We start from the raw sequence: 14,643 nt of genomic DNA, 5'->3' as shown, positions 1-14,643 counted from the left end.
TCATCTCTTCCTGTGAATGAAAAAACTAGCGCTGCCGAAAAAACCCGAAGAGACGCCCCCTGAAGACAGCCATTTCCTGAGGTAACGCTCTACCAATTCTTTTATGCTCTGAGAACTTCTGCCGATCTCCCGCGAGGTGGAGAACATCTTATGATACAGCTCGTCCGGACACATCCATTCTTCGTCGAGTATGTCCGAGACCCTGTTGGCGGGAGTTCTGACGACATTGGACCTTGCTATGCTGTAAAACTCACCGTTGGTACACAACAGGCCTATCTCTGCGACCCAATCCTTTTCGGGTTCGCAGTGGACGTACCAGGTTTTGACCCTATCGTCTATCCCGAAATCAAAAGCTATATTTGAGGTGCTGCTGTGGTCGAGGCCGGTTACGTCATATACCCTGAGAAGACTTTTCGAAACCCCAAGGCCTTTTGCGGAGATCTGCTGCCTTACACGCTCCTCCACATCTTTGCGCGTCTCCCAGTACGCGTAAAAGGTCCATGGATCTCTGACCATCAGAACTATCTTGTTGTCACCGTAACCGTGCGGTAGAGAGAATTCTTTTTCCGTCATGAAAACTACATCGCCTGAGCCCTGCCCAGCGTCCTGCTTTCTGAAGGAAGAATCCGAGGAAGAATATGTGTTTTCCATTTCAGGTCCCCTGTTGTAAATAGCTAAGTACAGTTTAAAGGAACAAACATTTACCGGAATCACTTAAGGCACATAGAATTTTACTCCCAGCGGTTCGGTAATGTCAACAGAAATCTTTTGGTTGAAAGCATTTATTGTGCCTGGGGGCGTTTCAGCTCCAAGCGGCATCATACATTTAAGATAAAAGATAATGATTTAGAGGCTAAAGTCAAGGGGGGATTATACCAATTCCATCTTCACCGTGAAACTCTTCTTCTGCCCGGGCCCGAGCCGGAGTCCCTTGACCGCCACAATGGCAGAACTCTGGTAATTGAGTTCATACGCCTTCTCCGACTGGGAAACAGTCTTCACGGGAAAACACCACAGGCGCTGTTCGCCGGAAAAACCTATCTTTACCGAAAGGGCTTTTTCTTTGTCACGGATCTCGATCTCCCGGGCCTGTTCTTTCTGCAGCATACCGTCCAGATTGTACGGAGTGATCTGCCCGTCGGTCACCAGAAGATATCTTTCCGAGTTCGCATCTGGCATGGTGATGTTCATCTCCGGAGCGAATACCAGTTCAAGCGGGCGGTCCTCCCTGTTCTCTATCGTGTAATCAACGCTGAAATGCGCGCCTTTAGCCGGCATCACCAGTACCTTGGTAACGAGAACGCGCGATGAGTCCACGCGGCCTTCCCTTTTCATCGTGACAGTGACGCCTTTCTTGCTTCGGTCGATCCTGTGCTCGTAGAGACCCCTGACAAAGTCGCCCGCCTCATGATAACTGCATCTTGAGAAATCCTCAATGCTGGTCTCGCCGTCCAGAAAATGGTCGATCAGTCCGTACCTGTCGTACCAGTCGTAGCTGAGGTGTTCCTTGAGCTCGGGAGAGGCGGCCTGTATGCCATCATGTATGGTCTGCACCTCCTGATCGTCTGATTCTTGTGAATGCCGGGCGATCTTCTCGAGTATTTTCCTGTGATAGGCCTCTTTTCTGCGGGAGAGGGTGTTCATCAGGTTCTGGCAAACCTTCTTCGAATCTATCTCCTTTATTATCCCGCCTTCAGCGGGATCCAGGTAAAGCGATATATCCCTGTTCTCCAGCACGACCTCTTCCAGGCCGTCGGCGTCTAGATCCCTGCTGGTGGCTTCACAGAAGGTTTTTCGCCCGTAACGTATCCCGTCCATCGCGACTTCGCTTTTTATCAGGTGATGATAGATCGCCGTTCTCAGATGGAACAGGTAGAGCCCTCCGAAAACCCCGTGCCAGTAAGCGCAGTTGCATTGTCCTCTTAAAAGGTCCTTTTTCGCCTCCTCAATGTCGCTTCCCCGGACGTTGCCGCCGCCGATCAGGTTGTCGAGTTTTTCGCTCACGTAAAGCATCTTCTTGTTCATATGGTTGGATTCCGGGTATTTGCTGAAAAAGTTCCTCCAGAACCCGCCCCTTATGAAAGGTTTGTAAAAATCCTCCTTGCCGGAATACTTGATATCGTTCATCACGTCTTCGAGCCACTGCTGATTATCCGCAGGCAGAGCCCATTCGAGCATCTCCTCATAAGAACCGGTGGGAAGATATACCCTGCCCAGGGGCTTTCTGCTTTCCATGCATTCGGAAAGGGTTATGGTATTTATCCAGTCCTTGCATTCCTGGAGTTTGTCGAAGAATTTTTCAAGCCATTTCTCTTCAAAGACCCACTTGTGCGTTCCCGGCCATTCCCCAAACTTTTCGCCGTCATCGCCGTAGATGAAAACCGCCTCCGGGTTGCTTTCAAGCACCCCCCGCATGTAATTGACCGATTCCTCCGGCATCTTGAAGGGGATATAGTACCTAAGCACCTTGTCCGAGGGAAAGACCGCGACCGTCTTACCCTGGTCCTCCGTTACGTAATAACCGTATGTCCTCTCTTTGGGTACTCCGGAATAAAAAAAGTGCGTGTCATCGAGAATGACGTACTTCACGCCGGCATCGTGTAATGCCGAGGCCAGCCCGGGTTCCCAAACCCTTTCGGCGACCCACGCGCCCTTCGGATCGTAAGAGAAGTTCTTCCTGACGTATTCCTGCAGCATGGAGATCTGTTCAACCCGGTCCCTGCGTGGTATCGAAGGAAGGATCGGCTCGTAAAACCCGCCGGCCATGATCTCCACCTGGCCTCTAGAGGTCATTTCGGCAGCCATCCGTATTATTTCGGGACGGTTCTTCTCGGCCCATTCGAAAAGACATCCGGTGAAATGAAAAGTCATCTTTATATCCGGATATTTCTTGAGCGTCTCGAGGAAAGGAATATAGCATTTATCAAAAGCCCTTTCTATGACATGGTCGAAATTGCCAACGGGCTGGTGAAAATGCAGTGCCATAGCCAGATCTGTTTTCATGTCGGCTCCTTTTTATCCGATTATCTTCCTGTAAAGCCTGAGATATTGTTCAGCCGAACGTCTCCAGGAAAAGTCACACTTCATCGCCCTCTCGACGAGCTTCTTCCAGGCGGAATCCTCGTTGTTATACACCTCCACCGCTCTTTTCAACGCGCCCCAGAAAGCCTTACTGGTGGCCGGTCCGAACTTGAACCCGTTACTCTCCTGTCTGTTCTCGTCGAAATCGACTATAACATCATCCAGCCCTCCGGTATTACGGACAACTGGGATCGTACCGTATTTGATGCTGTACATCTGGTTAAGGCCGCAGGGTTCGTATCTTGAGGGCATCACGAAAATATCGCAACCGGCTTCTATTTTATGGGCGAGCTCATCGTTGAAATCAGTGCAGACGTATATATTTTCGGGGTGTTTTTTGGCAAGGTCCCGGAAAAGCCTGTTGTATCTTTTCTCCCCCTTTCCAAGCACGACCAGTCCCGCGCCGAGACCGACGATCTTCTGGGCGATATCCGCCAATAGATCCACGCCCTTCTGTTCGGCGAAGCGTGTAACGCAGCCTATCAGGGGCGCTTTTTGTGACAGCTTAAGGCCGGCGTGATCGATCAGGTCCTTCTTGCATTCCGCCTTCTTGTCCAAAGTCTCCATGTCATAATTGACCTTGATATATTTGTCCTTCTTGGGGCTCCATACCGAGTAATCCACCCCGTTGGGGATGCCGTATAGCACGTCTTTCTTCGTGCGGAGCAGTCCGTCCAGGCCGCAGCCGTATTCACTGGTCATTATCTCTTCGGCGTATTTATGGCTGACCGTGCTCACCGCGTCTGAATAGAGGATACCGGACTTCATGAAGTTGATCTTGCCGTAGAACTCAAGGTCATTCATATTGAAGAATCCCTCGGGTATCCCGAGAGACTTCATGGTCCTTCTGGGGAAAACCCCCTGATAAGCCATGTTGTGTATGGTAAAAAGCGTCCTTATCCCGTTAAAATAATCGTCATCCGTGAACTTGAATTTCATGTAAAAAGGTATAAGCGCCGTCTGCCAGTCGTTACAGTGTATTATGTCAGGCTTGAAATCCAGCCCCTTTATGGTATCAAGGACCGCTTTCGAGAAGAAACCGAAACGGACCGCGTTATCCTGGTAGTCACCGCTTTGGGTTCCGTAGAGCCCCTCCCTGCCAAAGAGCCTGTCGTCCTTGACAAAATACGTTGTCATCCCCTCTGAACGTGTCGAATATATCTGGAACTTGTGCCTCCATCCGTGCCTGGAATGTACGGGTTCCTTGCTCAGATCGAACGCGCCCTCCCAGACGCATTTATACAGGGGCATGACCACCCGTACATCACACCCGAGCGAGTTCAGGGCTTTGGGCAGGCTTCCCGCGACATCCGCGAGACCTCCGGTCTTGGCGAAAGGCACGACCTCTGAAGAGACCAAAAGAACCCGAGGGAACTTACCCATGGTAAGAGGCGTTCCCGATCTTTCCAGTTTCTGGGCAGCAGGGCCGGCATGTATGGGCTCTTCCAGATGGTGGGGAATGTTCCTTTTCATGAGGCGGTAGATGTTCGCCAAGTGCATCCTGAAAAGTTCATCGAAAACGAAGTTCAGTTCACTCCCGAAGTCGTCATACCACCAGAACCAGTCACTTCCTTCCGAGATGTAAAGTTCTTCCAGCGCTTCCTTCGGGGGATCCTTCTCCGCGAAGAGCTCTCTTCTTGCCTTTTCAAGGTAATCCCACGCCTTGTTCTTCTGTGGGGAACCTATCCATTTGCTGAAATCACGGTTTATCCATGACCCGCTGTAAAGTTCCGGTATCTCGCGCCTTTCCTTGTGGGTTTCGAGATACCCATCCATGGTCACCATCTCAAGACTTTTGCATGATGAGAGCCTTTTATAGATCTGGGAAAGGAAATCCTTCCCCCCGTCCGGGAAATAAGGCCACGGGTTTTCCCCGTCCAGAATAACAGAGACCACATGTTCTCCCTCCTGCCGGGATACGTTCTTGTAGATACAGTTTATGTCTCTGATCATGTCCGCGCACGCTTTTTTCGTGGGCATATTGGCATAACGGAAGCTTATAGCGTTGGAAATATTGATGTCCCGGAAAAGGATATCGATCGACCTGCCGTCTTCCCTGGCGGTATAAGCCTTGTAAATAAGTTCCTCCCTGAGAAGATCTTCTCCCTTGAAAGACTCAAGAAGTATGCCTTCGTCGGTGGCGATCCATCCCACGCCCTCCTCTTCCAGAATGGGAATGATCTCCTGGCTGACACTGCCCTCTGCGGGCCACATGCCCGCGGGTTTTCTGCCAAAAACCTCCCGGTAGAGTTCGATGGCTCTGCGGACGTGCACCTTCGCATCATCCTGGAAATCATAGCCCTGTCCCGAAGAACACCGGCATAAAAGCGGCAATATGGGATGATAGTAGGGAGTGGTCGATATCTCGATCCTGCCCTCATCCTGCAATCTCTTGTACAAAGGTATAATGGAGCGAACGACTTCCTTCTGGCGCTTGAGCAGCTCAGCTTTATCCTTTTCCGTATAGCCTGCACCCTTATGGAAGAGTTCACGCACAAGAGGATCCTTGTCCTTAAGAGTGAACCCGCACCAGGCGAGGTTGAAAAGCACCTGCAGGTCCCGCATCTGGTCGGCGGTAAATTCCCGGGTCTTTCCCCTGAGTTGCTCTTCCTTGAGAACACTTCCCCTCTTGTAGAAAAGTTCCTTATATCTCTTCAAGGGGAAAATCGCCTTGTCGAGATCGCAGGAGAAGAAATTCCTCAGCAGGAAGTACTTATCATCCTCTGTAAGGCTTGCGGCATCCTTCTCGGTAAGTTTCAGGTAGAGATCATCCACCTCTCCATCACCCGAAAGGTCACGAAGCTGCCATATAAGCGAAGGCGTGAGATTGAAGGTCACCTTGACCCCCGGAAAGTCCTCCAGTATTGAGGCCATGTCCAGGTATGAATAAGTCGAATGAAGCCTTACCCAGGGAAGGTGATATTTGCCCGTTACAAAGTCCTTGTAAAGGGGCTGGTGCATGTGCCAGAGGAAAGCTACAGAAAGCTTCTTTTTCATGATTCACTTATATTACTTATATATGCACGGCATAGTCAAGCGTTTATTGCTGAGCTTCTGTTCCGGTCCCCGGCTTGAGCATCCTTACCGCGATACGTCCTTTATGACGCTGTTCACTGATCCAGTCCAGCACATTGGCCAAAAAGGATCGGTTCTTCTTTCTGTAAAGTTTAAGGCCGTCATTCTTAAGAGTATCTATATCGCTCCAGAGCGCGTTGGACTTGAGCAGTGCGATTATTATATGGGTCCGGGGTGAAGGATCCACCCCGACAAAGGTCCGTCGCGCCTGGCGGGTGTACCCCGTCTTGCCCCAGCTTGCGCCGTTATCCGAATAGAGAGATCTGTTATGTGTTTTCAGCTGGATCCCGATCCCGTCACTACCCTTGATAGTCGCCTCCTTTTTGGACATGAACCTGACGAGGACCGGATACCTCAAAGCATACCTCATCATCCTGGCAAGATCGATAGAAGTTGTGTACTGAGAATCATCCCGGCCTGTGGGCAATCCCGAAGCCGTTGCGAAGTAAGTATCTTCCATGCCTATCTCTCTGGCCTTCTCGTTCATCATCCGGGCGAACTCATCTTCGCTCCCCGCGACCGCCTCCGCGATCACGACGGCGGCGTCATTGGCAGATTTAATGAGTATGGCCTTGAGAAGATCTTTCAGACGGTATTTCACGTCCGCCTTAAGTCCGGCCACTGTTGGCTCAACATTAAGCGCTCCCTTCCTGGGGACTATCTCATCAGAAAGGTTCATGTTCTCAAAGGCGACTATTGCCGTCATCACTTTGGTGGTCGATGCCGGTGGGTATTTGTTCCCGGGGGATTTCTCGAAAAGGACCTGGCCCGAGCGCGCTTCCATTATAACCGCCGAGCGGGCATTGACCGAAATATCAACGGCTTCTTCGGCCGAACGGGAACATCCGGCAAGAAAGCACACGGCTATTACCGCGCTCAAAACATATTTTGATATCATCCTGTTAACTATCATGTTTTTTCAGATGTCTTTTGACCCTTCCCAGAGAAGGGTTGAAATACCCCTGCATGATCTGCGGATGGCGTTCCTTCACACTGCGCAATAATGCCCTTATCCCTATCATCCTGTCGGCAGATGGCGCCAGCTTCAGTTGAGCGAAATACGCCTCCGGATCGTAATTAAGGTTGCGCCATTGTATCATATCAGGGGCCTCATTTTCCAGGAATCGGAGAAACGCCTTCACCTCTGCTTCAAGATCGGTAAAACCCGGCATGGTCAGATAATTAAGCGAAACGAACCCCGCTCGCTTTTTGGCGGCTCTTATCGAAGAGACGACGTCGCTGAAAATATAGTCGTCGGGCTTGTAATAGGCATTATAGAACTCTTCCCTGACGCTGTTCAGGCTTACCCTTATCGAATCGACCCCGGCGTCAAAAAGCTCACCGATGAGGCGTGGGCGGCTTGCGTTCGTATTGATATTGATCACGCCCTTGGCAGTGGCCTTTCTTATGATCTTAACCGCCTCAAGAATGACCTCCCCCACCATGAGCGGCTCTCCCTCACAACCCTGGCCGAAACTCACCACCGGGTCCCTGACGGCACTAATATGAGCCAGAGCCACCTCGGCGATCTCTTCGGGCGTGGGAACGAATTCTATCCGCGGTTGAGTGACCGAGCAGCCACTTCCGGGCTGATAGGAGATACATCCTATGCACCTTGCGTTACAAGTCGGGGAAGCTGGAAGAGGCCCTTCGTATCTCTTGAGAAAGAAATTCTTTGCCGCCGGACAACCGTAACAGAGGGCACATCTCTCAAGGTGGCGTACAAGCCGATTTTCCGGGAATCTCTTTCTGAACAGGCGCACGTTCTTCTCCACAAGACGTATGTCCATACCGGCAAGCTGCTGGCGCCTTTCGCGATCGACCCTCACCCCCGCGGCATGGATCTTTCCCCTGTAAAAGACCGCTGCCGCATAACTGAATAAGGGCAGGGATACAGCTTTTCTGCCGGTTTTGTATGAAGCACTGTATGTTCCAGTAAATCCCGGAGGGAGGAATGCCGCGACGGCGTAACAGGCACGCGCCTTCTCTGAATAAGGGTTCTGCTCCAGAATGGCGAACTCGCCCGTATCCGGATCATAACCCACCGGCATCCTGTCCGGCAGCATGAATAGTTCTGAGTCCTCGGGCAGTTCTACCAGATCCGAAGCATCAAGCCGGAAAAAGCTGCCCCCCTTCATCCCCGCAGCTTCAAGATGCGGAAGGTCGTAAACATTATTGTTTTCGTCCGATATAAGTAATTTTGGATAAGCTTTTTTCACTTCTGGTCTATCTCTATGCCCACGGGGCAGTGATCGCTTCCAGTTACCTCTGAAAGTATGAAAGCGTCTTTCACCCTGGGGAGGAATTTCTCAGTTACAAAAAAATAATCTATTCTCCAGCCCACGTTCCTTTCCCGGGAACGGCTCTTATAATCCCACCAGGTATATTGCCCCGGCTCGTCATTGAAATGGCGAAAGGTATCCACGTACCCGTGTGAGACCAGTTTGTCCAGCCAGGCCCTTTCCTCGGGAAGAAAACCCGAGAACATCTCGTTCTGTTTGGGGCGGGCAAGGTCTATCGGTTTATGCGCGGTATTGAAGTCACCGCATATCACTATATTCCTACTCTCGATGCCGTCGATATATTTAAGGAATTTCTCGTAAAAATCCAGCTTGTATCCCAGCCTTTCCGGCCCCATACCCCCGTTGGGGAAATACACGTTCAGAAGCACGAAATCCCCGATCTGAAGCTTCAGCATCCTTCCCTCGGTATCAAAATCTGACGGCGGGAAATCATCTTCCACGGACGAGGGTTCCGTGCGGGTATAAACTGAAACTCCTGCGTACCCTTTTCTCGGCGGATTGTTCCAGTAGGCATGATAGCCCTCCGGCGACCTGATGTCGTCATCAAGCTGTTCCGGGTGGGCTTTCGTCTCCTGAAGGCAAAGTGCGTCGGGGGATTCGGCCCCGAGCCACTCTACGAACCCTTTTCTGGCTACCGCCCGTATACCGTTAACGTTCCAGGAATATATTCTGATCTTTTTCATGTCGGAAAGAAACTCAAAGGATCCGGCTCACTTGCCGGTCGCATCACGGACAAGGGAAACATACTGCGCTATGAGTGCTCCGATAGAGCCGAAATCTTTCCTCTGGAGCCAATCCCTGCGGAAAACGCTCGAACCGAAAGCGACCGCGTCCGCGCCGGATGAGAAATATTCGGCAATGTTATCGACCCTTACACCACCGACTGCCATAAGCTTGATCCGGTCATAAGGCCCTTTCAGTTCCCTGATATATCTGGGGCCGAACATACCTGAGGGAAAAACCTTGACCATACTGGCACCGGCCCGCCAGCTTGTAAGGACTTCACCAGGCGTAAAAGCTCCGGGGAATACCGCTACTCCCCTGTCGTTACAGGCTTCTACTACCTCCTCTATGTAAGACGGCATCACGATAAAAGAAGCGCCGGATCGAAGAGCCCCATCAAGATCTTCCGAAGAAAGAACCGTGCCGGCGCCTATCTGCATACGATCGCCGGCGATCTCGCGCGAGAGAGATATCAATTCTTTTGCCCCGGGGGTGTTCATCGTGATCTCCATGGTCCGGAGCCCAGCTTCAACGGCAGTTTCCGCCAGCTTACCCATATCCTGGAGAGACACTCCCCTGACTATGCCCATAAGGGGCAATCTTTCAAATCGCTCCATATCCATCGTCAATCTATTTCCGTAGCCGCCATGCTTTTATAGAATTCCAGATAATCATCCTTCTTATCGGTCTGCCTCAGCTCCATGGCCACGCGCGGATGCTCGTTGAACATACCGGTAACAGCATAGGGTATGATATATCCCCACTCTATCTTTTGCCTCAGGGGAAGGAATTCTTTCGCTATCACGTCCATTATCGGGGCAAGCTTATACTTGGGATTCTTAAGGAAACCAAGCAGAAGCTCCAGAGGACAGTTGCCGGCCGCCCTTCCGATACCGTATATGGTGGCGTCAACGAAATTGCAGCCCTGGATTATCCCCTCTATCGTGTTCGCGAAACCCAGCTGCTGGTTGTTGTGCGCGTGGACGCCCACTTCGGCTTTGGTAATGAAATTCTTGTACTTGTCGATAAGATAACGTAACGGCTCAGAGTAAAGATGCCCGAAACTGTCAACAATATAAACCGCTTTGACATTGGTCTCCTGGTCTATCTGCTGCAATGCCTCGTCCAGTTCTTTGCTGAAAGCTTTGGTAATAGCCATTATGTTTACGGTCGTCTCGTACCCTTTAGCTTCCGCTTCCTTGACAAGTTCTATGGCTTTATCGACATCTTTAACGTAGGTGGCAACGCGTATCATATCAACCACGCTGTCCTCACAAGGAAGGATATCATCCCTTGTCACGCGACCCACGTCCACCATGACGGAAAGCTTCGTGTTGCTCTCTATCCCGTCTATGGCCTTTTTGATATCATCTTCATCGCAGAACTTCCATTTGCCGAACTCATCGGGGTTAAGGATCTTCCTGGAAGCCCTGTAACCTATCTCCATGTAATCGACGCCGGAAGAGGTCACGGCCTTGTAGACCTCCCGCACGAACTTATCGTCAAAATAATGGGCGTTTATAAGACCGCCGTCCCTTATAGTGCAGTCGAGCACCTTGATCTGATCCCTGTACATCCTCTTTTCTCCTTTGTTGGTTTTTCAGGCACCGTATCCTTATGACACGTTTTTTACCGTCATATGATATACGAAAAGCCCCTGAGCGTAAAGTAAAACCTTCTCACCGCATACGGGTCTTGCGCCTGGCCTTATTGACTTTAACGTGTATCTCACGGTACAATTCACGGCAGGTCGCGACCTCACTAGTTACATCTATTCCGTGCTCCTGTCCGAGTTCCTTATAGAGGAACTCCGCTTTCAGGATATAGTCCTCCGCATGCTCATACATCTTCTGAGCGCGCCCGGCCCTTACGCTAAAGGCCCTGTCGCCCCGTTTCAGGTACTCAAGACCCTTTTCAAAACTGGTCTTTGCCTTGGATAATCTGGGGTCCCTGGACAACTGGTAATCCTCCGCGACAACCAGGCCTGTACACAGGCTCACAAGAAAGACTGTAACAGCAAGTGCTTTTAAGAGTTTCATGACCTGCCTCCTTGTTTGACGAACTCAACGAGCGTTTCTATGTGTTTGGTCTGAGGGAACATATCAAAGGGCTGGACACGTCCCAGTTTCCACAATCCTCCGTCAACAATTATCTTTATATCCCTAGCAAGCCTTGCCGGATCACAGGAAAGGTAATATATTTCCGCTATATCATCCCGCGCGCCTATCGCTTCTAAGAACTTTTTTTCAACCCCTCTTCTGGGAGGGTCTATTAATAGAATGTTCCTGGAGCTATCGTGTCTCTCAAGCAGACCGAATAGTTCTTCGGCAGCATCCGCTCTGTAGAACTTGGCGTTTTTGGTCGTATACTTTTTAGCGGTCGTTTTGGCGCAATCTATCGCCACCCTGTCGATATCCATACCTATACGCGTGGTAAAGTCCGTTTTTAGAACAAAACTGAAAAAACCTGCACCGCAATACGCATCAAAAAACGTGCTTTCCCCGTCCGGAGTCGCTATCCACTCATCCAGAGTTTGGGCTATTCTCTCGGCGATGTGCCGGTTGACCTGTGAAAAAGCCTTTGGCGAGAGAACAATCTCCGTTCCGTAATATCTGTCGGTAAAATACCTGTGTCCAGATCTATCAGAGCTCCAGACGTTGCCTAGGTGGTCCGCCTTCAGAGTGATATCCTTTTTGCTCCCGCGGAGACCGCCCAACTCGGCGTTAATGGCCTCGGCGGCTACCGGACATTCATCGATATCTATCACCTTCCTGCTTCCGGAAGCATAATACCCGTACCCGGTCCCGCTTTTATGCAGGGTCACGCTGCTCCTGTAGTTGTATTCCCGGTCCGAGGCTATAATATCGCAGCAGTCGATATCCCGCTCCCCGGCTATTTTACCGATAAGCTCGACCACCTGCTGCTGTTTATGCGCCAGCTCTTTAGCGTATGAGACATGCTGCAACTGGCAGCCGCCACACACCCGGTAATGCCTGCAGACCGGATCGACCCTGTCGTGAGAAGGATTTTTCACCTCCGTTACCCTGCCCTTGATATAGCTTGAGGTCTCCTTCTCGGCGTCAAAGGTGACCTCTTCACCCGGAAGAGCGCCTTCCACGAAGCATACCTTACCGTCGATTTTGCCGATGCCGCTTCCGCCGAAGGCCATCGTATATATTCTAGTGCTGAGTTTTTTTCCCATCTGTTACCTTAAAATGCGGAGTGCGTATCATTGACCGGAGAAGCGGCATATCACTGGGAAAGTATTTCGAGTATAAGTTCTTTAAGATCGGAAAGTCTGACCGGCTTAAAGAGAAGGTACCCGTATTCCTGCTTGTTATTATCCTTCTTCTGACCGACTCCTACAGAGCCGGTCAGGACTATCACTGGTATATCCTTGCCAAGCTTTTGCATGCCTTGCCTGAAAGCGGCCCCGCCAACTTCCGGCATCTTCTCATCCAGCAAAATAATATCCGGATGGCATTCGTCCAGTTTCTCCAGCCCTTCCCGGCCGTTATAGGCTGTTTCCACCTTGAACCCTTCAGAAGACAGAAATTGTTCAAGTATTTCGACTATCTGTATCTCATCATCAATCACCAGAATGGTGTTCATTTATCATCTCCCTGAGAACTTACTCCTCGAGACGGCTTTCAACTGGCAAAAGTATCGTCGCCGTTGTACCCTCACCTATCTTGCTTTCGTATTTCAGTTTGCCGCCGTGGTCCTGTATTATGGTATGGCATACCGCCAGTCCCAGGCCAGTGCCCTTTTGCTTTGTGGTAAAGAACGGTTCGAATATCCTGCCCAGCACTTTGGGACTCATCCCCTCACCGGTATCCCTGATGTCGATCCGGATATAATTTCCTTGCCGATGGGTCTTGAGCGTTATTACGCCCCCGTCCGGCATGGCGTCGGCAGAATTGCGGATTATGTTCATGAATACCTGCTGGAGCTGTTTCTCGTTGCCTATGACCATGGGGAGCCCCTCTTCGACCTCTTTCTCCAGGACTATGTTGGACATCTGGAAATGATGCTGCAGTATGTTCGTTATAAGGTCGATTATCTTGTACATGTCAACCGGGGTGCGCTCTATCTTACCTATCCTGGAATACCTGAGCAAGCGGTGTATTATATCCTTTGCCAGAAAACACTGGTCAAGTATGACATTCAGCGTGTCCTTTATCTTCTCGTCCTTTACCCCCTCCAGCAAAGCCAGCTCGGCTCTTCCGGATATGATCATGAGGGGATTGTTCACCTCGTGGGCCATGTCCGAAAGAAGACGTCCCAGCTGAGCCAGACGGTGCGATTCCTCCGCCTGTTTTCGCTGGGAAATATCCTGTGCCTGGACCATATAGGCTATCACTTCTTTCTCCCTGAAAAGAGGCGAGATCGTGAACAGTATATGCGCGACGCCTTCACGATCGGTTTTGTAATCCGCACCGACAAAATCATATTCCAGTTCATGCTGGAAAACATGCCCCTCCTTGATCCTGTCCACTTCCTTCTTCGACAGGTCAAGGTCACGGAAGAGGTTCTGGCTGGATATCTCCTTGAAACTGTCAACACCGAAGATATCCAGGTATGACTTGTTCACTATAAGCAGTTCCCCGCTGGTCCCGTGTATCCCCACGCCTATGGGGGACTGCTCGAAAAGGTCCCTGAACCGCCTCATCGCCTCGACAAGCGCGTCTTCGGTCTGTATGATCTCTTTTTCCTTGCTTATCAGTGACTTCAGGAGGTTGTCCGTTTCATCAAGAAGCCATTCCATTTTCGCTTTCGCCCTGCCCTGCCCCATTAAAGCTTCACCGGAATCCTTCTTCTGGTGGTCTTTGTTTTTCTTATCAGGCTTGTCTTTCTTCTTCATACCCTGCACCGCCTTTGGTTGCACTTGTTCTGCGCTCGTCTTTCGGATAGTAAAATGAAAACAGGGAAACCCGCTTGTTCCCAATGCGGATTCCCCTGCATGATCGGATCTCTCTTTATCACTTGGACTTGTAGCCTTCCTGCAAACCTTCCTTATAACCGTCCGTATAACCTTTCTTGTAGCCGTTACTGTAGCCGGCTTCATAGCCCTCGGAATAACCCGACTGAGGAGACTGCTGGTACTGTTGCGGCTGCTGGTACTGCTGAGGCGGCGGAGCCGGCTGACTCTTGTCCTCGGTCATTGAATCCAGAAGAGCGCCCCCGAGAACATTTACACCAGCACCCACCAGGGCACCGGTCCCCACGTTACCTCCGCCGGCGGCGCTTCCTGCGGCACCCGCTCCCGCGCCGAGAAGACCTCTCTTAAGGATATCGTCGGAAGAACTTCTGGCAGAACTTTCCTCCACGGCCATTGATGTCACGACGGCAGCTATCAGCAAAAGGATCATGACTTTCTTACTCATAGGTATCCCTCCTTAATATTGCGGGAAATCATCACCTGAAATTCTATATAATATTAACATATTATCCATCGTGG

The 14,643-nt window shown here is 50.7% G+C and carries 13 protein-coding genes; all 13 read right to left on the bottom strand.

Translation table 11 applies throughout. From position 1 onward, the window contains the following. Nucleotides 1-651 (bottom strand): DUF4912 domain-containing protein, encoded by a 651-nt coding sequence (locus GF409_04710; GenBank protein ID MBD3426511.1) that lies wholly within the window; start codon nucleotides 649-651, stop codon nucleotides 1-3. Between the two features lie 219 nt (nucleotides 652-870). After that, nucleotides 871-3,003, bottom strand: coding sequence for a DUF1926 domain-containing protein (locus GF409_04705; GenBank protein ID MBD3426510.1), 2,133 nt, complete (start codon nucleotides 3,001-3,003; stop codon nucleotides 871-873). Between the two features lie 12 nt (nucleotides 3,004-3,015). After that, the gene (glgA, locus tag GF409_04700) at nucleotides 3,016-6,078 is read right to left on the bottom strand and encodes a glycogen synthase GlgA (GenBank protein MBD3426509.1); all 3,063 of its coding nucleotides are present in this window, start codon (nucleotides 6,076-6,078) and stop codon (nucleotides 3,016-3,018) included. Between the two features lie 43 nt (nucleotides 6,079-6,121). Next, complete coding sequence (locus tag GF409_04695; protein MBD3426508.1) at nucleotides 6,122-7,069, bottom strand: hypothetical protein; 948 nt, start codon at nucleotides 7,067-7,069, stop codon at nucleotides 6,122-6,124. After that, nucleotides 7,059-8,375 carry a radical SAM protein gene (locus GF409_04690; GenBank protein MBD3426507.1) on the bottom strand — a complete coding sequence of 439 codons (1,317 nt, stop codon included), beginning with the start codon at nucleotides 8,373-8,375 and terminating at the stop codon, nucleotides 7,059-7,061. The genes GF409_04695 and GF409_04690 overlap by 11 nt, the downstream gene beginning before the upstream one ends. Further along, on the bottom strand, nucleotides 8,372-9,142 hold the full coding sequence (gene xth / locus GF409_04685) for an exodeoxyribonuclease III (GenBank protein MBD3426506.1): 771 nt from the start codon (nucleotides 9,140-9,142) through the stop codon (nucleotides 8,372-8,374). The genes GF409_04690 and xth overlap by 4 nt, the downstream gene beginning before the upstream one ends. A 27-nt stretch (nucleotides 9,143-9,169) precedes the next feature. After that, entirely contained in the window at nucleotides 9,170-9,805 is a 636-nt protein-coding gene (gene eda, locus GF409_04680) for a bifunctional 4-hydroxy-2-oxoglutarate aldolase/2-dehydro-3-deoxy-phosphogluconate aldolase (protein ID MBD3426505.1), read from the bottom strand. A gap of 2 nt (nucleotides 9,806-9,807) precedes the next feature. Next, nucleotides 9,808-10,758: a nucleoid-structuring protein H-NS gene (locus GF409_04675; protein MBD3426504.1), complete on the bottom strand. Its 951-nt coding sequence runs from the start codon at nucleotides 10,756-10,758 to the stop codon at nucleotides 9,808-9,810. A 103-nt stretch (nucleotides 10,759-10,861) separates the two neighbouring features. Further along, nucleotides 10,862-11,221: a hypothetical protein gene (locus GF409_04670; protein ID MBD3426503.1), complete on the bottom strand. Its 360-nt coding sequence runs from the start codon at nucleotides 11,219-11,221 to the stop codon at nucleotides 10,862-10,864. Beyond that, the gene (locus GF409_04665) at nucleotides 11,218-12,384 is read right to left on the bottom strand and encodes a TRAM domain-containing protein (GenBank protein MBD3426502.1); all 1,167 of its coding nucleotides are present in this window, start codon (nucleotides 12,382-12,384) and stop codon (nucleotides 11,218-11,220) included. The genes GF409_04670 and GF409_04665 overlap by 4 nt, the downstream gene beginning before the upstream one ends. Nucleotides 12,385-12,434: 50 nt before the next feature. Further along, entirely contained in the window at nucleotides 12,435-12,794 is a 360-nt protein-coding gene (locus GF409_04660; GenBank protein MBD3426501.1) for a response regulator, read from the bottom strand. A 19-nt stretch (nucleotides 12,795-12,813) separates the two neighbouring features. Continuing rightward, entirely contained in the window at nucleotides 12,814-14,250 is a 1,437-nt protein-coding gene (locus GF409_04655; protein MBD3426500.1) for a PAS domain S-box protein, read from the bottom strand. Beyond that, nucleotides 14,165-14,569 carry a hypothetical protein gene (locus GF409_04650; GenBank protein MBD3426499.1) on the bottom strand — a complete coding sequence of 135 codons (405 nt, stop codon included), beginning with the start codon at nucleotides 14,567-14,569 and terminating at the stop codon, nucleotides 14,165-14,167. The genes GF409_04655 and GF409_04650 overlap by 86 nt, the downstream gene beginning before the upstream one ends. Between the last annotated feature and the right edge of the window lie 74 nt (nucleotides 14,570-14,643).

The organism is Candidatus Omnitrophota bacterium, from assembly GCA_014728045.1.
Lineage (GTDB): Bacteria > Omnitrophota > Gorgyraeia > Tantalellales > Tantalellaceae > WJMH01.
Note: the sequence above shows the minus strand (reverse complement) of the source record. Positions and strands in the feature narration are given on the sequence as shown.

Coding starts and splice junctions, on each gene's coding strand:
- GF409_04665 (MBD3426502.1), bottom strand. CDS start 12,384: ATGGGAAAAAAACTCAGCACTAGAATATATACGATGGCCTTCGGCGGA.
- GF409_04650 (MBD3426499.1), bottom strand. CDS start 14,569: ATGAGTAAGAAAGTCATGATCCTTTTGCTGATAGCTGCCGTCGTGACA.
- glgA (MBD3426509.1), bottom strand. CDS start 6,078: ATGAAAAAGAAGCTTTCTGTAGCTTTCCTCTGGCACATGCACCAGCCC.
- GF409_04670 (MBD3426503.1), bottom strand. CDS start 11,221: ATGAAACTCTTAAAAGCACTTGCTGTTACAGTCTTTCTTGTGAGCCTG.
- GF409_04655 (MBD3426500.1), bottom strand. CDS start 14,250: ATGAAGCCGGCTACAGTAACGGCTACAAGAAAGGTTATACGGACGGTT.
- GF409_04710 (MBD3426511.1), bottom strand. CDS start 651: ATGGAAAACACATATTCTTCCTCGGATTCTTCCTTCAGAAAGCAGGAC.
- GF409_04695 (MBD3426508.1), bottom strand. CDS start 7,069: ATGATAGTTAACAGGATGATATCAAAATATGTTTTGAGCGCGGTAATA.
- eda (MBD3426505.1), bottom strand. CDS start 9,805: ATGGATATGGAGCGATTTGAAAGATTGCCCCTTATGGGCATAGTCAGG.
- GF409_04675 (MBD3426504.1), bottom strand. CDS start 10,758: ATGTACAGGGATCAGATCAAGGTGCTCGACTGCACTATAAGGGACGGC.
- GF409_04705 (MBD3426510.1), bottom strand. CDS start 3,003: ATGAAAACAGATCTGGCTATGGCACTGCATTTTCACCAGCCCGTTGGC.
- xth (MBD3426506.1), bottom strand. CDS start 9,142: ATGAAAAAGATCAGAATATATTCCTGGAACGTTAACGGTATACGGGCG.
- GF409_04660 (MBD3426501.1), bottom strand. CDS start 12,794: ATGAACACCATTCTGGTGATTGATGATGAGATACAGATAGTCGAAATA.